Origin of the sequence: Hallerella porci, from assembly GCF_003148885.1 — a bacterium.
Taxonomy (GTDB): Bacteria; Fibrobacterota; Fibrobacteria; order Fibrobacterales; family Fibrobacteraceae; genus Hallerella; species Hallerella porci.
Genome location: NZ_QGHD01000003.1, coordinates 1 through 18,982, shown reverse-complemented (window position 1 = coordinate 18,982; position 18,982 = coordinate 1). Strand labels below are relative to the sequence as shown.

13 protein-coding genes and 1 tRNA gene are annotated in these 18,982 nt (G+C 46.4%); 2 read left to right on the top strand and 12 right to left on the bottom strand.

The features are described from left to right. Positions 1-54 precede the first annotated feature (54 nt). Complete coding sequence (locus B0H50_RS02530) at positions 55-699, top strand: histidine phosphatase family protein (RefSeq protein ID WP_106199722.1); 645 nt, start codon at positions 55-57, stop codon at positions 697-699. Between the two features lie 13 nt (positions 700-712). On the opposite strand, the gene B0H50_RS02525 is transcribed toward B0H50_RS02530, so the two are convergent. The 11 genes from B0H50_RS02525 to hemW all read right to left on the bottom strand — a co-directional run bounded on the left by B0H50_RS02525 (position 713) and on the right by hemW (position 17,335). Then, positions 713-1,780 carry a DUF5683 domain-containing protein gene (locus B0H50_RS02525; RefSeq protein WP_106199724.1) on the bottom strand — a complete coding sequence of 356 codons (1,068 nt, stop codon included), beginning with the start codon at positions 1,778-1,780 and terminating at the stop codon, positions 713-715. 33 nt (positions 1,781-1,813) lie between these two features. Next, positions 1,814-3,952 (bottom strand): patatin-like phospholipase domain-containing protein, encoded by a 2,139-nt coding sequence (locus tag B0H50_RS02520; protein ID WP_146129218.1) that lies wholly within the window; start codon positions 3,950-3,952, stop codon positions 1,814-1,816. A 9-nt stretch (positions 3,953-3,961) separates the two neighbouring features. Next, positions 3,962-4,972 (bottom strand): ATPase, T2SS/T4P/T4SS family, encoded by a 1,011-nt coding sequence (locus B0H50_RS02515; protein ID WP_106199728.1) that lies wholly within the window; start codon positions 4,970-4,972, stop codon positions 3,962-3,964. Positions 4,973-4,974: 2 nt separating this feature from the next. Then, positions 4,975-6,555, bottom strand: coding sequence for an ATPase, T2SS/T4P/T4SS family (locus B0H50_RS02510; protein ID WP_109587195.1), 1,581 nt, complete (start codon positions 6,553-6,555; stop codon positions 4,975-4,977). Beyond that, positions 6,552-7,355, bottom strand: a complete 804-nt coding sequence (locus B0H50_RS02505) for an ABC transporter permease (protein WP_106199732.1) — start codon at positions 7,353-7,355, stop codon at positions 6,552-6,554. The genes B0H50_RS02510 and B0H50_RS02505 overlap by 4 nt, the downstream gene beginning before the upstream one ends. Then, positions 7,342-8,256, bottom strand: a complete 915-nt coding sequence (locus B0H50_RS02500) for an ABC transporter ATP-binding protein (protein ID WP_106199734.1) — start codon at positions 8,254-8,256, stop codon at positions 7,342-7,344. Before B0H50_RS02500 ends, B0H50_RS02505 begins: the two co-directional genes overlap by 14 nt. After that, on the bottom strand, positions 8,253-8,501 hold the full coding sequence (locus B0H50_RS02495; RefSeq protein ID WP_106199736.1) for a hypothetical protein: 249 nt from the start codon (positions 8,499-8,501) through the stop codon (positions 8,253-8,255). The genes B0H50_RS02500 and B0H50_RS02495 overlap by 4 nt, the downstream gene beginning before the upstream one ends. A gap of 81 nt (positions 8,502-8,582) precedes the next feature. Then, positions 8,583-9,338 carry a phosphoglycerol geranylgeranyltransferase gene (locus tag B0H50_RS02490; protein ID WP_106199738.1) on the bottom strand — a complete coding sequence of 252 codons (756 nt, stop codon included), beginning with the start codon at positions 9,336-9,338 and terminating at the stop codon, positions 8,583-8,585. Between the two features lie 18 nt (positions 9,339-9,356). Next, complete coding sequence (locus tag B0H50_RS02485; RefSeq protein WP_109587193.1) at positions 9,357-13,313, bottom strand: hypothetical protein; 3,957 nt, start codon at positions 13,311-13,313, stop codon at positions 9,357-9,359. 15 nt (positions 13,314-13,328) lie between these two features. Next, positions 13,329-16,016 (bottom strand): hypothetical protein, encoded by a 2,688-nt coding sequence (locus B0H50_RS02480; protein WP_109587192.1) that lies wholly within the window; start codon positions 16,014-16,016, stop codon positions 13,329-13,331. A 179-nt stretch (positions 16,017-16,195) separates the two neighbouring features. Beyond that, positions 16,196-17,335 carry a radical SAM family heme chaperone HemW gene (gene hemW, locus B0H50_RS02475; protein ID WP_109587191.1) on the bottom strand — a complete coding sequence of 380 codons (1,140 nt, stop codon included), beginning with the start codon at positions 17,333-17,335 and terminating at the stop codon, positions 16,196-16,198. A 73-nt stretch (positions 17,336-17,408) separates the two neighbouring features. Between hemW and B0H50_RS02470 the strand changes: the two genes are divergently transcribed. Continuing rightward, positions 17,409-17,481 (top strand) — tRNA-Gly (locus tag B0H50_RS02470). 193 nt (positions 17,482-17,674) lie between these two features. Here the strand turns inward: B0H50_RS02470 and B0H50_RS02465 are convergent. Then, positions 17,675-18,760, bottom strand: coding sequence for a glycosyltransferase (locus B0H50_RS02465; RefSeq protein ID WP_199219602.1), 1,086 nt, complete (start codon positions 18,758-18,760; stop codon positions 17,675-17,677). Positions 18,761-18,982: the final 222 nt, after the last annotated feature.

Sequence of the window (18,982 nt, the reverse complement as noted above, 5' to 3'; positions counted from 1 at the left end):
GGGTAGTCTGAGGATTTTTTTGTTCCAATAATTTTTCCTTTCTAATTTTACTTCATGTTTCTCTGGACGCTTCGCCACACAAAGCCTTATAATCCAAAAGACGTCTGCTATGGGCGCTCGGATTTTGATGTTTCCCCTTCTTTTGCAAGCGAATATCCGCCCGCGGTGCAAGTGCTCCAAGAAGATGCCAAGGCAACGCGACTTTTTTCGAGTCCGCTTTTGCGCTGCTATAGACTCGCGGAAAAAGTTTCGGAAGCAGTCCATTTGCCGATTGAAAAAGCCGAAGCGCTTTATGAATTGAATTTTGGTTCGTGGGAAATGGTCCGGCTCGCGGACGTTCCGAAAAACGAAATGAACGCTTGGAAAGCAGACTTTCGCGGTTACCGCTTTCCCGGCGGCGAATCTTTTCACGATATGGATATTCGCGTTGGGAAATTTTTAACGGAGCTTCTCTTAGAAGAAGAAAAATCGGGCGAAGAATCCGGAATCATTTTTGTGACTCACGCTGGCGTTATCGCATCGATTGAACATTCTGTCTGCGGCGTTCCCGATTCGGATTTTATTGAAGGCGCTTTTCCGTATGCGATGGTCACCCGTTTTCGTTTGCATTTGGAGAACGGAAAGCCCCGCGGGAATTTTGAAACTCTCTACGGTGGCATTGCGCAAAATTCGTTAGCCGAATACGTGAAAACTCTTTAAGATTTTTTCTGCGTTAAAAGTCGAATGTAATCGCGGCCGAAATGCCGCCTTGAAAATCGGGTCCGAGCGCAAAGTGTGCGGGACTATCAAAGTCGCTCATCATCGCATCGACGACGGCATCTCCGATAGAATACAGATAAATTAACACCATTCCCCAAATATATTGGTTTCGATTTTTGCGGTAATATAAAATCTGTTCGTTAATTTTATCCATATCTTCGTGAGTGGGATCTTCTTTTTCTAATGCGTGTTTTCTATCCAAGTAATAATTGATGACATGTTGCCGAGAAGCCATACTGACCGAAGCGCCGAGAAGTCCCATGTATAAAAGTCCCGCTTTTCCGTATTCGCGGTTGTAAATTTGCCCCCAGCCGGGCACGAAGGAACGAAGCAATGTTCCGAGGACAGGACGATATTCGACGCTGTGTCCTTGATTGTTTACCCAAATGCCGTAAGCGTCGAAAAGGCTGTAAATGTGCACGCCGATGAGCCAAGTGAGTTCGGACTTTCGCAAATCTTCTTCTTCGATTTTATGGTCGCTGTAATCGCGGATTTGTTCGGCAAATTGATTGCGCTTTTTCTGAAAATAGATGAGACTATCGCGGTTATGCAAAATGCGTTTGGTGTAAACCATTACCGAATCTTGATATTCCCGCGCTTGCTTAAAACGTCTGCGCTTTTGCGTTTTTTTGTTGATGAAAACTTCGTAGGTAAGCGCGAGTTCGACTGCGGTAATAAAACCGCCGCGGATATAATGCCCCGTATAATACTGCCCGCCGCCCGGGAAAATGCCGAGCATTAAAGTCATCGGAAGCGATTGATGATTTGTGCTCACATCCCATTCGTAAGTCGGAAGCGAATCGATGCTGTTCACGCCGGTCTTTCCTTTTGCCGCAATGACTGGCGAAGGAATTTCGCTTTCACTTTCGTCTTCCATTTCCAAATCAAAATTCGGAACAGTTTCTGCATTTTCGGTTTGCTCGGTTGACGCTTTTTCTTTTTCGGGTTCGGCTGCAAAAATCTGATCCGAAAAGACCAGAATCACCGCCAGAAGAAAAAGGCAAATTTTTGAAAAACGCATTATCCCAAATTTAACAAAGAGAACGATTGCACTTTACCAACTTCCGCCGACTTGAAAGAAATAATGATAATCATCGAAATCAGAGAAATCGCTAAAATCTTTTGCCGAAATTATTCGACTCATTCCCAAGCGCAAATCGAGAGAACGATAAGCGAAGCGCAGAAGCGGTTCAAAAAGGAATCGATCTGCTGCTAAATCGACAGAAGGATTTTCTTCGAAGTCGCGCATGTAAGCCGCGAAAACCCAAGCGCCGACAAAGCCTGCGTGAAGTCCGAAATGTGCGCGGGCAACGGCGTAATGATGCGATGCGATTTCCGAAAAATTCCACGTCGCATTCCACGGAGAAATCGCCGGATGTAAACGATACCAATTATCGACCGCAAGCGCCGTTTTTTCCGAAGAAACTTGGAGCGGATCTGGATACACATAACCTTCGCCCGATTTCCGTCGAATGTTCACACCGCCCGCAGCGCCTGCGCCGAGAGTGAAAAAAGAAAGCGGAGAAATTTCGCCTTCGGCATCAAAGGTCGATGAAATATAAAGCGGCGCATCGCCAAATCCCGCAGCCGTTAAATTCACCGAACGCAAACCGAAATTGCCGCGCAGACGATATCCGCTTTCGCCGAACCATTCTGCAAAATTTTCACTTTTGCGTTCTACCGTTAAATCTGGAGAAAGCGAATTGACATGCAACGTTCCAAATTCTTCTTGTTCCGCGGTTTTAAATTCCGATTCGCCGAGAAGAATGCTCACTTTTACATCGGCAAAATTTTGCTTCATCGCAAAGCCAAAAGTCAAATCATTTTCGCGGACTTCGTGAATTTTCAAATTTTCATCGAGCTCCGAAAAGTAACTTTTGAGCGGACGCTTTTTTGAAATATTTCCGGAAAGAAAAAGATCGCCTTTGCCCGAAAGCATGCCGCGGATGTGCACCGCGGGGCGCACCGCATACGAATATTCGCCGACAAAAGCATCGAGAGAAAATGCGTATTCAAATTGATCGATGTAACGGAAATCCATTCCCGCATAAGCGAGAGGTCCCGAAATATTGGAGCCGAAACCGCCGACGCGAAATTCGAGAACCGATGACGCAAATCCCGAAACTTTTGCGATGCCAAGAGAATCCATCGCAATTTGCACAGAATCATAAAACGGCGACTGTTCCATTTTTTTCAGAAAATTTTTGGGCGCTTGCATTCCCGTATCAGCGGGATTCCAAAACGAAGAAATGTGCGAATAATAAGCCGACGAAAAATTTTCAAAAGACGGCTCGATTTGAAAGCGCGGAAGAATCGAATCTTTCGCAGCGGAACGATCGCGTTCTTCGTTAACAATCGCTGCGAATTCCCCGCGTTTTTTTTCGACATCGGCGTAGCCCGTTTGCATAAGCGCAAGCGGAGAATCTTCGGAAAAAGAATGCGGACGAATGAGAACGATGGGAGCCGCAGAATTTTCTTTGCGCAAGTGAATTTGTTCTAATTCATTTTCAAAGCCCGCGATAAGAAACGGCGAATCTTTCCCATTATTTCGCAGCGGATGCGCTGACACATAAATGGCCGCGGACGAATCGGCGGGAAGAAATGTCGGACAATTTTCGCCCGAAGTTTTTGAAAACGGAAGCGATTCTTTTACCGAGCCCGCGCGCAATTTTCCGCCGTCGCAAATCAATGCGGTAAAAGGCACCACAAAAGAATCCGCCCGCAAAAGCGATTCTTCGATTTGAAAACGGAAAAATTTTTCTTCGGTGAATGCAGAATCCGCTTCTAATTTTTTGGAACGAAAATGCGCGTAACCGAGAGAGTCGCCAAAGAATGCGTAACGAAATGCGAGCGACGGTTTTCCGTTCATCGCAATCGGTAAATGGAAAAGAGAATTTTCGTCGGGAGAATTTTTCGGAGAAAGTAATGCGGTGAAATGCGAATCCGTTAAAATGCGTTGAATGTCATCTAATTCAAATCCAGCGCTCCATAATGCGCCCACATAAGCGCCCCACGAAACGCCGACGACACTATCTACGGGAATGCGGTAATCGCGAACGGCGTACAAAACCCCGAGAGAATACCACGGCGAATACGTTCCGCCGCCGAGATAAAGAGTCACTTTGGGCGCGGATTCTTTTTGCGCAAAGAGAAGCGCAAAAGAAAGTAGCACGACCACGAACCCAAACTTCACTAGAATTTCCTAATCCAAGAAAAGAGTTTCATCCATTGCATACACGCGAGCGTCCGCTTTAGAAATGCGGTTTCCGCGAACGAGTTGCAAGAGCGAATCATCTAACGGGAGCGAGCCTTCGGAAGTCGCTGCGCGCATCACCTGCGGAATGCGGAAGTATTCGCCCGCGTGAATGAGCGGCGCAACACTTGTGTCGTTATAAAGCACTTCCCAAGCGGGGACAAGCGAAGTTTTATCTGCGGACAAAATGAGATGTTCCGAAACAACCGCTTTTAAATTTGCCGCAAGAAGATTTCGTGCGAGTTCACGATTGCTCGATTCTTCGAGTGAAAGCAAATTGGTAATCGCTGATTTTGCCGAATCCGCATTTAATGTGGCGACGACTAACGAGCCCATTTCTGCGGCGCAAAGCATCGGGAGAACAGATTCCGAAAGCGAGACATCGCCGAGCCAAAAGAGATCCGTTCCCGCGCGTAAATTTTGCACAATGTCTTTCGTTAACGGAACATTTGAACGTCTTTTTCGCACTAAACTTTCGCCCGAATAAATTTTGTATTCCGGAAGCGGGTCAAGAAATGCTGCGCGTAAAATGCGACTGTTGCAAACTTCGGAAACATAAGCCGAAGCCGTCGTCGTTTTTCCCGAAGCGATTGGCCCCGTAAAAAGAATCAAACCCGAAGAAGCTCCGATTAAATTGGAAACGGATTCGGGCGCTTCTAATGCAGCTAAATTCGGCGAGTCTGCACCGACTGCGCGGAGAGTCGCCATTTTTCCAAACGCTTCCCGCGAATAACGCACGCGCCAATTTGCGTTCTGCCACGGTCCACCGATAAAAGCACCACATTCACCTTCGAGAGAACCGAGCGCACTTTCGAGATCGCCAAAAGAAAGTTTTTCCGTTTCGGGAATTGCATGCAAACTGCCCGCGATGCGAACATTCGGCACAAAGCCTTCGGCGAGGATGACATCGGTTGCACCCGACTGCAGCGCATAATTTAAGCAAACATTTAAATTCAGCATTTTCAACCCTTTGTCTGCGGACGGTATGCGGCAAAACGCCGACGATTTTGAGAACGCAGCCAAGCATCTTCGCCGCGGATATATCCCGATTCCACTAAATTCTGTAGCGAATCGTCCAAGGAAACGCCTTGACTTTTTAACGCTGCAATCGCAGCCGGTAATTCGCTGAGTTCTTGTTTCCGAATTAAATCCGAAATCGACGAAGTAACTTTTAACGCTTCGACCGCGAGAACCCAACCTTGATTATCGATCACCGGAATTAAATGCTGCACGATCACTCCCCGCAATTCATCGGCAAGGGATGCAGCTAAATCGCTTGCGCCATCGCCCGCAGAAGAAAGCAACCGCGAAAGCAATCCGAAAATATCTTTGCCAATCGTCACCACAAAAACGAGAGCGCCCGAAGATGCTGCTTGCAAAAGCGCCCGCAATTCGTCCGTCGTATCCAAGTGATCGAAGAGAATGACCTGCGCCGAAGAATTGACCGCTTCGCGAACCGCCAAAACTCCCGACGATGTATGCAAACCCACTTCTTTCTGAATCGTAATGCCTTTGGCATTGGACAAAATGCGTTCAATCGTTTTTTCAATCGACTGCATCAGCACCGAGCGTTCACTCGCAATCGCTTCGCCAAAAGCCGAAAGAGTCGTCGAGCGTCCGCTTCCCGATGGGCCCGCGATTAAAACCAAACCGTGCTGCAATTTCACAAAGTCGTTGCAGAACGCGGGCAAGTAAAGCGATTGCAAAGGAATTGCATCCGAAGAAATCACGCGGAAAGCGAGATTCGGCACCGTTTCATTCCACGAAACAATTAAACGGTTGCGGCCTGTTCCTGGAATCGCAATGGACTTGCTAAAATCTTGTCCGACGACCGGTTCGTAACCGTCCGCAAATCCCGCTTTCGCTTCGGCGAGAAGCCGCGAAAGTTGCGATGCTTCGTAAGGCTTATCGTTTACATAACCGAGCATTCCGCAGATGCGCATCGCAATCGGAGAAGTTTTCGAAAGATACACATCCGTTGCGCCGTATTTTCTTGCAAACGCTAAAATTTCGGCGAGAGAATTTTCAGTCGTCAACTGTTCTGGCGGAGTAATGGAACCTTCCCCGCTTTCAATTTCAAAGCGATCCGGAAGAGCGTCTTCTTTTTTCTCTGCCGTTTCTTTTTCTTCGGGCGCGGGCTCCGACGCAATCGAAACCGACGCAATACTCGTCTGCTCTAAGCCTTCGACTTTTTCAATTTGCACATTCGTCGCCGTCGGTTGTCCATACGGATTATTGCCTTCAATCGCAAGAGCTGGCTCGGGATTAGCAGCCGGTGCGGGCTGTGGCGCAGGAGTTGGCGCGGGCGCTTGAACTTTTTCTGCGAATTCCTTCGCTTGCAATTTTGCTTCGAGAGAATTCACATATTGCAAAACGACTTGATACGTTTTCTGATCGATGATTCCCGCATCTAAAAGCAAACGGCCGATATCGTGCTCATTATCGACACGCGTCCAATATTCTTGCACTTGCTTCTCGGAAACGCGGTTGTTCTTGAGAAGAACTTTGGCAATGATTTGATTGACTTGATTTTTTGTCATCATACGAAGTCTCTCCGGCTGAACCACCAACTTGCAATCGCTAAGAAAATTCCAATGTAACCGAGCGCGTACAAGCTATTCCAAAAAACATAATGCGATGGCAAAGCAACGCTATGCACCACATACGCCGAAATATCATAACGATAAAGCCCCGGGAAAATCGCGTGAATAACACTTGCGACTTTTTCTAAGAAGACGCCTTCACCGCCTTCAATTTCACCCACGCGGCGGACAAATGTCACCTGTTCCATCAGTTCGTTAGAAAGTCTTCCCGCAATGTAAATGCCAATCGTAAAAAGCGCCGAAAGCACAGGACTTGAAAAAGTCGAAAAGAGAAGGGCTACCGCCACGACGATTGCCATCTCGCAAAAAATCAAATATACCGCCGTCAAAAGAGAAAGGCTCGGATGCGAATTCGTCAAAAGGAGAATCAAATAAAAAACTGCGGTCAAAAGAATCAAATGCACCGCGATGACGGCGAGCAAACCAAAATATTTTCCGACGATAAAAACCGCACGGCTAATCGGCTTCGAAAGCAAAGTTAAAACCGTCCGCCCTTGAATTTCTTTTTGGACGAGGCTAATCCCGACAAAGACCGAAATCAAAAGACCCGAAAGCGACATAATGCTAAGAGTCGTCGATTTGATGACATGCGCGCGGTCAAAGACAGACCATTCGCCGAGAATAATGCTAAAGAACGCAAGCGCAATCGCTAAGAAAACGATGTTGTATAAAATTTTATTCCGCACCGATTCGCGGAAAGTATTGAGGGCAATAATCCCGATATTTTTAATGTTCTGCACGGGCAATCTCCTCGGTCAAAACGTCTTCCAAACTCGGACGCTGATGTTCGATGCGTTCGATGGATAATCCAGACTTTAAACAAAATTCTAAGAAATGGTCGCGCGCTTCCGCATTTTTACAAATCCATTCCCGCGGAGTCGTACCTTGAGCCGAAACTCCCGCCGGCAAATCTTGCGTCGGAATATCTGCCGCCACATGAATATGATATTCTGCAGAAGCGTTCGAAGTAATGTCATCGACGGTGCCTTCGCGGACGATTTTTCCGCCGACGATCATCGCTACGCGGTGACTAATCGTTTCCACATCCGAAAGCAAATGGCTCGAATAAAAAACGGTAACGCCATCGCGATTGAGAGAAAGAATGGCTTCGCGGACATCTTTGCGACCCACGGGGTCAAGTCCACTCATCGGTTCATCCAAAATCAAAAGTTCCGGTTTCGAAAGAATCGCTTGCGCAATTCCGATACGCTGCATCATCCCCTTCGAATACGTGCGAAGGCGGCGGTCCACCCAATCTTTGTTCGCATTCAAAAGCGTAAGCGCCCAAGTAATGCGCTCTTCGAGTTCGCGTCCAGCAAGCCCGCAGAGACTTCCGTAAAAGCGCATGAGTTCGCGTCCGGTGAGGTAATCGTAAAAATACGGTTGCTCCGGAGAATAGCCGAGATGTTTTCGGCTTTCGGCACTATCGGGCGAAAATCCTGCGACGAGAATTTTCCCTGCATCTTTGCGGAGAAGTCCCGTGAGCAATTTAATCGTCGTCGATTTTCCGGCTCCATTCGAACCGATAAATCCGTAAATTACTCCGCGCGGCACATGAAAAGAAACATCGGAAAGCGCTTTCTTCGGACGCATTAAAAAGCCCGTGCGATACGTCTTTTGCAAATTCTCCACTTGAATCATTTCGATTCGTCCTTTGAAAATTCATCGTCCTTCGCAATTTTCTTGAGCAATTTTCGGTTGAAGAAATAATAGAGAACTGCGCCGATTAAATAGCAAAGAAGTCCCGCGTAAAAGAAATAATTGAGCGACGAAATCGGAAAGCCTGGGAAAATGCGATTCAAAAGCGGATGCCCAAAAAAGTACATCAAAACAAGAACAACGCCGAGCAAACGCAGCGCATAAGTCATCACAATTTTTTTGTCCATAAAAAAACTCCGAAGAGGAAAACCTTTCGGAGAAAAAATACACAATTCTTGCGGGAATCGTCTTTTGCGAAACGCTTATTTTCAGCCTTTCACGTGAATTGCCGAAGCAAATTCTTTTAAAAGTCCCGGGTCTTTTACTTTTTCCCAAAGCGTTCCCGTGACAATGATTTGTGCGCCCGCAGCAACGCGTACCGCAGCCGATTCCGGTTCACGAATTCCGCCGCCCGTAATAATCGTCATCTCTGTCGCTTTCCGCGTGTAAGCGATATGTTCTACAGGAACAGGAGTTTCGGCGCCCGAGCCCGCTTCCAAATAAACATAACGCATTCCCATAAGTTCTGCAGCAATGGAATGCACCATCGAAAGCTTCGGCTTATTTTCGGGCACAGGAAATGTCCCGCTGATATATTCTACCGCGGTGCGTTTCCCGCTATTGATGAGCTCGTAAGCAGTCGGAATCGCTTCCATTCCAAGCGACTTGACCAAGACGCCGCCGCGGACTTGTTCGTCGATTAAATAATTCGGATTTCTTCCCGTGACCAAAGTCATGAATAAAATCGCATCAAATCCGGGAACGACTTGCGACGCTCCACCCGGGAAAAGAACGACCGGAAGAGAAACTTCTTTTTTTAACGCGGCGACTTGTGCGGGGAGCTTAAAATTGCCCATAAACGAGCCGCCGACAAGTAAAAGGTCAGCGCCGTTTTCCGCAGCGAGTGCGCCCGCTTTCAAAAGAGCGTTATCGTCAGAGGTATCCGGATCGAGAAGCACGGCAAAAAGAGCACCGCGCTTTTCGATTTCCGCATTCAATCGAGCTTCTGTTTTTCCGATTTGCATAATGCAAATGTAGTTACATTACTTCGACTTTTTGCGGCGAACGCCCCATTTGTCGCGCATTTCTTCTTGAATTTTCTTTTGTTTGTAACGCACGACCAACTTGAATTCGACCACATACACGCCCGAACCGACGAGACGCCCTGTGTGATCTTTGTAATTCCAGTTGACGAAGACTTTTTTATCCGTCGTGAGGCAGTTCTGATCCGTACCAAAAGCAGCGCTGTTACACGGAATATTGAAAGTCGTATCGGTCACATATTGACCCAAATTGTCAAAGTAACTGACGCTAAAGTTCACGAAGACATCGGCTGGGTCAATGCTATCGAGAACAGCGGCATCGTAATTGCCATCGGCATCGGTCTTTGCACCATCGATGAGTTGCGGCACGAAGCGTTCACCCAAAGAAATCAAATGACCCAAAGTGCCTTCGTTGCGTAAATCCGAAGTTCGCGTCTGATTCGAAACGTAAGAAATCGAAACCGAGTTGAGAGTATTCGTCACATACTGTTCCGGATCAAAGAAGCCCATATTCACCGATTCCACGATTTTGCCGAGAAGTCCGCCGATAACGACCGGCGAAGCATTCTTGACAGAAGCGTTGCCGTAAACGTCCGAGATATTGGACTTTTTACCCGCGATAATCATCAGCGAATCTCCCGGAACAATGCCGTCTGTCGATTCGCGGAGAATGAGTTGCACGCTCTTTCCATCGGCTGCCCAAAGCATCATCGTCGGATTCAAATCAATCGTATCTTTGCTGTGAATGTAAGCAAAGAAATCCTTGCCCACGAGAGATTCGTAATCGACTGCTTCGGAGAACGAAACGGTGAGAGTATCGCGACGAGCGCTTTCGCCGTAATGGAGAGTTGCCGCCGAGATGACCGGAGCCATCTTGTCGGTCACCGGAATCGTCTGCGATGACACGAACGAGTTACCGAAAATCGTGTAGTAAGTGTAAAGAGTTGCGGGCGGCAATTCTGCGCTGACGCTTGTCAAATTCGAAGCGACATTCTGATTACTCGTCACGCGCCAACCTGCGCTCTTTCCGTCTGCGCTTAAAATCAGCGATTTCGGCTGCGCTTGCAGATTGATGAGAAGTCCGCGCGAACTATACCACGGGAACGAGAAGTAGTAATTTTCCAATTCCTCGGCAGTAACTTTCGTCGAGAAGCGAACGGCGATAGAATCCAATTCTCCGTTTCCATCGGTATCGTAATATTCCACCGTTTTCATTGCAGGGAAACGATCCACCACTTTCACCGGAACTTGACGGTCGTATTCTGCCGAAGCGATGAACGAAAGATTTTCAAAAACTGCGCCCGGTGCCAAAGTCACGTAGTCGGTTTTGCCGTTCAATTTGAGCGAATCGCCGACAAGGATAATCGTATTCTTCGTCGGAAGATACACATTGACTTCGTCCAAATCAAAGCCTTGACCATTTAACCAAGTGACCATTTCAGGATTTTTCAAATCCGCCGGAATAATATCGACGTTAAATTCGATAAAGAGCGAATCGCGTCCGTGCAAATTCCGAATGGCGTAAGCTTGATTAATCACATGCGAACCGAGTTCGAGCAAATTGCCTTTGCGACGATAATTGGCGCCGGTCTGTTCACTCGTATAAGTGATAATCACTTTCGCATCTTCTGGGAAATTATCCGACTTGATTTGTAATCCGTCTGCGCTTGCGAAAATGCGATTCTTCGAAACCGAGAGAGCATTGTGCACGGGCAGCGTATCGCCGTCGATGAGAATGGCAAGACCTGTTGCGGTCATTCCCTTCGGAATTGTATCTGCGAGAATTACTTCAATCGAATCCAAGAAGCCATCGTCATCGGAATCTTGAATGTAGCCGATTTCTGCCGCTGGAATCGGGTCGTAGAAATTGATGCCATCAAAGATAATCAAATGACCATCTTTATCGGTAAAGTAAATACTGCCCACAGAAACCGTCGTATCGGCGGTGACCCAAATCGTCACATCTTCATCGCCAACACCGACAGAAATGTTTGCATTCGGAGAACTCGGATGCTTCGGATCAACGAACAAAAGTCCTTCCGTGCCCGAGATGAAAAGCGAATCCGAATCGCTGAAGTAATCTTTGATTTTATTTGCATCAAGAGTAATCTGGATAACGTCGCCGACATTCACCCGTTCGCGTCCTGTCGCGTAAGAAGAATCTGCGCCGTAAGTCGGAAGCGGAATTGATTTCTGCGTGCTATCGTTTTTATAAGTTTCACCGTTAATCACAACGTGATTCGTATCCGAAGACTGCGAAGAAGACGGAACCAAAATGGAGCCGTTTGTCACCAAGGTATCGCCCTTGTCGCGCTTATCATTTGTCGGATATGCGTCGGAACCGCCCTTATCTTCGGAGCCGTCATCGTCAAATCCCGAATAGGTGGAATCCTTTGACCAAGGCGGCACCCATTCGCTGCCATTTCCGCCGTTAGAGCTCGAAGAATTTTGCGGTTCTTCTTCGCTACCGCTGCCGCCCTTCGAACTAGAAGACGGATCTTCGCCCGTGCCTGTTCCCGAGTTCGAAGATTTTCCGCCATCGCCGCCGTTTGAACTCGACGATTTATCACCGCCTTCGCCCACCGAGCTAGAAGAACCTGTTTTGCCCGAAGAACTATTTCCGCCTTCGCCAATTGAACTCGAAGAATTATCCGAGCCCGAGCTTCCGCCTTTGACGGAACTCGACGAACTTTTGCTCGATGAAGATCTCGAAGAAGATGAACGCGAGGTTCCTGTTGAACTCGACGATTTCACTTTAGAACTAGACGATTCTTTGTAAACCGATGCGCTCGAAGAATGCGAATTTGACGACACAACATTGCCGCCTTCGGTATTCGCCGATTGACGATTCGAGCCTGCGCCCGCCATCGGAGCCACATCATCCAAGTAGTTATCAATCCACTGCACATGAATCAAAATGTTATTGTCGATAAGCTTGTTCGGGTTCGAAGTAAAGTCCACAAAAATCAAATGTCCCGAATTGGACGCAACGAAAATATGGCCTTTATGGTCTGCCGTTCCTTGGTCCAAAAGCCAACGATTATAGCCGACCCAATGATTCTCATTCGACGGCGTGAAAAGATATTTGTTCAAATCCACATCGGCAGCAATCTTAGACGGATTACTCGGATCAATCTGCACGATATGCGTTCCCCCGAAAAGCAAAATCGTTTCGGAGTAATCGTCAAAGCTCGCACCATGCGCACCATTTAATCCCGAAATCAAAGTCTTCGTTTTGAGTCCGGTAATCTGATTTGCGGGGCAAGGTTTTGCGTTAATCGCACAAGTCGTATCCACGATTTTTCCAAATTGCGCATACGAGCCTTCGCCCATATTATCCGAACGCGTGTAATAAGCCTGCTGCGATTTGTCCCAGACGATTGTCGTGATATTATTGACATCTCCATAAACTTTCACTTGGCGAATGCGATCCATTTTTCCGGTGGAATCCGTCGCAAAGCTCACCAAGTTTCCGGGAATACCCGCAGACCAAAGAACCGTATTATCGGGGTTCATCATCAAGTGGAATGTAGAAGATCCGACTTGCGACGAAACCGTTTTCGTCACGCATTGATTGGTAAGCGTATCCTTCGCCGATTTGCTGACTTTATAAATTTCGTTATTATTTTGGCCAGCAACGACTAAATCGCCATCAGGATGGTGAATAATTCCATCCGCTCCGCGGGTGCGGCAGAGAAGACGACGGTTATACAGTTTTAAATAACCGTTTCCATCGTAGTAATAGTCCACCGCTTTTGCGCTGAGCTGTTCACTATACCGCGTATAATACACCGTTTCGAATGTACTCGCCGACGGATACAAATCGCCCACTTGCTGAATCCAAATTCCCGTTGCCGGGTTATACGGAGTTCGAATAGAAACGTCTGCGGCATTCGCTGCCGTAGAACTTGCCAAAATTGCCCCGAGGGCAAGGAAGAATTTTTCGATCGTTTTCATCTCGTTATCCTCCGTTTAGTCGTCGAGCGCAAGACCGGTTTTGCCGCCGTGAACGCCCCACTTGAAAATTTTGTCGTATTTATACGAATGCTTTTTACCATAAACTTTTAATTCAAATTGCACGAGATAAGCGCCAACGCCGACTTTACGGCCATCGTTTGAGCGCAAATTCCAGCGCAAATAAAGACGCTTTGCATGTTCAAAGCAATTTCCTTCGAAGCCTTTATCGTCGCAGTGAATTGTTCCACCGTCCGAAGCGACAAATGTGCCCAAATTCGTATAAACATCCATAGACCAATGCAAACCGACTTCGTCTAAGTCTAATTTTTCGCCGGTTGAATCATCAAAAATCGTCGCAAATCCGATGTCGAGCATCACGCCGAGAGATTTGCCCATTTCATTTTTTGTCGAAGTGCCTTCGGGGAAGAATCGCGTTGAGAACGCCGGTGCATCGGGCGCAAGTGCGTCACGGTTAATGCCCACGAGCGAAGCAGTTTCCATCACCACGCGCGGATCGCCTTCAATTCCCGTCGTCTTTGTATTAGCGAGAACAGCGTTGCCGCTTAAATCGGCAACGGTCGCTTTCGGATTGATGAAGAGCGAATCATTCGGATTTGCCCGCGAAAGAAGCTTCACATCTTCTGCGATTTTGAGCGAAACTTGTGTGCAAGAATCATTCCATTCTGCAAGGGAAAAATCAAAATAAACCGTATCGCTATCGACGAGGAAACCGATGAAATTCGGATTTGTCATCGCATTCACATCGACCGGTTCCGAGAAGCGGAGAGTCAATTTATCTGGCGATTCTTTGTCTTTTGATTCGGGCGAAAGGAATGTCGAAGTGATAACAGGCGCCATGCGATCGTTCATCTGCAAATACTGCAACTGCGAAACCGTATCGCCGTTCACTTCCGAGATATTTTTGAGCGCCGCATAACCGTATTTATCCGCGTCTTCAATCGCTGTCAAATTCGGCTTCACCGCTGCCACTTCGTCTTTCGTTAATTTATACGAAACCACTTTTCCGTCTTCCGAAAGAATCAAATCTTTCGATTCGGGTTTTAAGATGAGAACGCTATCCGACGAATCTTTCCAGAAGAATTGCAGTTGAAGATTTGCCAAATCTTCTTCGGTAAGCGGATTTTCAAAGCCCACCGAAACAGAATCCATTCTGCCATCGGCGTCCGAATCAAAGAAGCCATTATTTTCATTGGAAAAATAGACGCGGCCCGCATTTGAAACGCACACAGGACGATTGTAGCCCGGCACATTACCGTCTGCTGCAACAAGTCCCGTATCGCCAATTCCCCGCACAATCGAGAGAGAATCGCCGACCAAAACCTTCCCCGCATCAGCAGTAAATGTCCAACGCAGACCGTCTTTTTCAATCGCTTTCACATAAACTTTATCGCCATTTGAAAGTTGCAGCGCAGAACCTTTTTCAAAATTTTCGTCGAGTTTTTTATTGAAGTCGACGACCAATGTATCTTTTGCGCCATTCACACCTGGAATAAGAGTCACACGCTGAATTGCAGGCCCAATCCGATCGCCGATTTCACACGATAACGGCGCACTCGTGCCGCTGAGTTTCGAAGTCACATAAACTTTCAAATCGCCTTTTCCCGAATCTTTCGGAAGCGATGTTTTCACATCCAAAAGTTCCATAGTAGTCAAAGAAGAGTTCTGCTTGTATTCGCCCGCATACTGTTTCATCGAGCCATCGTTTGGCCAACTGTGGAAAATGCTATCCCACGAAACAGAATCCGTTTTCCCCGAATAGTAAGCGATAATGCTATCGCCGATGCCATCGCCATTTGCATCATAAATAAATGCGCTATCAAGAGACGGCAAATCCGGATTTTCAAAAGTGAGATTTCCCGGGAAAGTTTCATTCACAAAGAACGAAGAATCCTTCGGATTGACAAGACCGCTCGCCGTAAATTTTCCGCCCGAAACCGCAGCGGAAGCGTGCACCTGAAAATTCCCCTCGCCGCGTTCTAAAATCACACGATCCGTCGTATCGCCCGCCATCGTCGTAAAAACGAGCGATTCACTTCCGCGAGCCGGATTTAAATAAAAGGCGTATTTATTCACCGTCGTATCGGTTCGCCCCGAATCGGGTCCGACAGGAATCACCGCACGCACCGAAACAGAAAGCGCCGAATCGACAGGAATTGAAAGTTGCGTTTTGGAATTCACCGGAATTTTTTCGCCTTTTTCGTCTAAAATGAAAAATTCCAAATCGGCGACATAGAATGTATAATAGCGGAAAATCGTCGGCGTCGCATCCGCTTCAACCGCCATCCCGAGTGCTAAATTTTCGGCAGGAAAATTCGAAGAAGCCCGCGCATAAAAAAATCCTTTTTCTGTATCCGCGGTGACTTTTTCCGTCGGATGCGAAAGAGTTTTAGAACGATCACAAGTTGTCTTCCCCGTCGCATAATCTTTTGTACAAGGATTTAAAATCAGCGTATCGCTCGGCGCATAAGTGAAGAAAGTCGCCCCGCGAATTGCGCTATCCGGATTCATTTCGAATCCGCTAGAAGTCTTCCATAAATAAGAAATCGGAGAAGTATAAATGGAGTAGTATTTGCACTTTCCCTTTTCAGGGCATTCTGGGGTCGAAGCGAAAACCATCCCCGCTAACAGCAGGATGAATCCAAAAACCCGAATGGGTGCGCATGCCACAACAGAACGCATCATGATCAAAGTCTCGCAGAAATTTGACACAAACCAACCGATTTGTGATATTCCTTACACCTAAAATATATCGGGAAATGTAAAAAAAACGAAAACATTTAAAGATAACCAACTTTACAATACTCCAAGATAGAATAGAAAAGCAAATTAGAAGGTAGGAATTTGATGTTTCGTCAATTGTTCTAAATGAAATCGCTCACGATTTCGTCCATCCAAAGCCAGCCGTCGCCTTGGAGAATTAAGCGATTTTCGTCTCTTTTCAGGTAGCCTTTTTCTTCCCAGCTAGCGATTTTTTGTTCGGGAATTTTTGTAAATTCTTCGAATTCAAGGCGTTGCAAATCCAAGCCTTCGCGAGTCCGAAGCGAAAGCCAAATTTTTTCTTCAATTCTTTCTTGTTTTCCTAAGCGGTCAATTTCCATCGCGGATTCTTCGGCGCCTGCGAGAACCCAATTTTTCCAAGCATTAAATTTCGCGGGAGCCGCTGCGCGGACGCTCTCTCGAAAACTGTGAGCGCTCGGACCAAGCCCGATGTATTCGCCCCGCAGCCAATAATTGCGATTGTGCAAACTTTCTTCGCCGATTTTTGCGAAATTGGACACTTCGTAGCGTTCAATTCCCGCATTTTCGAGGATTTTTACTCCTGCTCGATACATTTTCGGGTATAAATCTTCGTCTAAATCGAGCTTTTTCTGCGCAAATTTTTTTCCGAGAACGGTTTTTGGGTTTAAAATGAGCCCGTAAAAACTCACATGACCAATTCCCGAATCCGCAAGTTCTTTCACATCGCGCTCAAAATCTTCTAAAGTTTGCTTCGGAAGCCAAAACATTAAATCGGCGGTTAAACGCAACGATTTGGACGATTTCTGAAAATTCTGCAATCTTTGAAGCGCTTCGCGGGCTTGTTCTGCGCTTCCTCTTCGCCCGATTTCCGCTAAAATGCGATTATCAAAGCTTTGAATGCCGAGACTAATGCGGTTTACGCCAAGGGAAATCGCGTTTTCCACGATTTCTTCTGTCGCCGAATCGGGATTGCATTCCCAATCGACTTCTCGCATTTGCGAAAATTTCACTCCCAAATTTTCGAGCCCGCGCACCAATCGGGAAAATTCTTTCAGCGGAAGCACCGACGGCGTTCCCCCGCCAAAATAAACCGTCTGAAAATTCTGCACAAAATTTCCCGCTTTCGCAAAACGCTCCTCCGCTTCGCGCAAAAGCAAGTCCACATACTCCGCAAAAAGCCGCGGCGCGCCGCCCACCGTCGAAAAATCGCAGTAACCGCAAATTTTTGAGCAAAACGGAATGTGAACATAGAGAGAATTCATGCAAATAAAGGTAGAAATTTAATCTTTTCCCCTTGACAAAAGAAATTTTTAATTCTAAATTGGGGTCACCCCCGCGGGAATAGCTCAGTTGGTAGAGCACGACCTTGCCAAGGTCGGGGTCGAGGGTCCGAGTCCCTTTTCCCGCTCTAAAAAAAGAAAGTCACCTTTATGGTGGCTTTCTTTTTTATTCCGAAAGACTCGGACCCGAGAAGAGGGGCCGACAAAATTTACTTCGTGCACGAAGTGCGTGGAAGTAAATTTTGAGCTTAACGCGAATGAAATGAGTGTTAAGCCCGAAGGGGCAAACACCTAGCCGCGTCAGCGGTGACTAGGGGTTTGTCATCTATTCCGCATGACTTGAAGATATTCTTCTTCCATTTTTTTTGCCATTTTTTCAATCGTAAAATTTTCTTCGACGCGGCGCTTCCCTGCTATCGCAAATTGATTGGCTAACGATTCATTTTGTAAAAGAGAATCGATGGCTTTTGCAAAAGCTTGAACATCTTTATTCGGAGCTTCAAATCCCGTCACCCCATTTAAATTGACCCAATTTACACCGCTTCCTGGAATGGTAAATGTAACGACCGGCGTGTTGCAAAATTGCGCTTCTGCAATTGCCACCCCGAAAGCCTCGTTTCGTGTAATCGAAGGAAATGCAAAAACGGATGCCGCATAATGAAAGCAACGCAAATCATCATCGCTTAAACGCCCCACAAAATGCACCCGAGAAGATTTACACGCGGCTTTTAATTTGGGGGTTAAAGGACCCGTGCCCGCAATCACAATATCGCAATCGCTTTGGATAAATGGTTCCGCTTTTAATAAATAAGGCAAACCTTTATATTCAATATGCCGCCCCACAAAAAAGACAATTTTTTGGGGAAATTTTTCTTTGATTTTTTGAATGACTGCCGCATCATTTGGTTTTGGCTCAAAATTTTTGCAATCCATCGCATTCGGCACAACGACAACTTTATCTAAAAAAGGACGAAGCGGAATCGATGATTCTTTATATTGTGGACTTGTCACAACAATTAAATTAGCGCGTTTCAAAAGAGAAGTTTCAACGGGTTTTACAAGCGGATAAATCAATCGCTGCTTTGTAATATCCATGTGCCAATGAATCACCAATTTTACCTGCTTTGGAATTACCATCAATAAAACAGCCGCCGGAAACGGATTTGCCGCATGGAAATGAATAATATCAGGTTGAAATTCCCGAATTGCTTTTTTTAACATCCGATGATACGAAAGGCTCAACGCTTGGCGTTCTATCATTAACTGCGAAGCGACGCGATAAATTTTATGCCCGTTGACTTCATCCACTTGATTTTTATTGCAATCATTAAAACAAACTACAGCGGTTTCAAAATCTTTGGAAACCCCTTCCACTAAATACTTACAAATATTTTCTACTCCGCCCAAGTATGGATAGTAGTATTTTGAAATATACAAGACTTTTACGGTTTGTTTATTCTGTAAGTTTTGACTCTATCCATAAAACTGTGTCATTCACCACCAAGCATCATTTGAAAAATGATGTAAATTGAGGAACTATGATGACACACGAAGAATATAAAGAGATGATCAAAAAAGCAGCATCTCAGTTCAAAACAGGAAAGCCAATTTTTGGCAAAGACGGAGCAT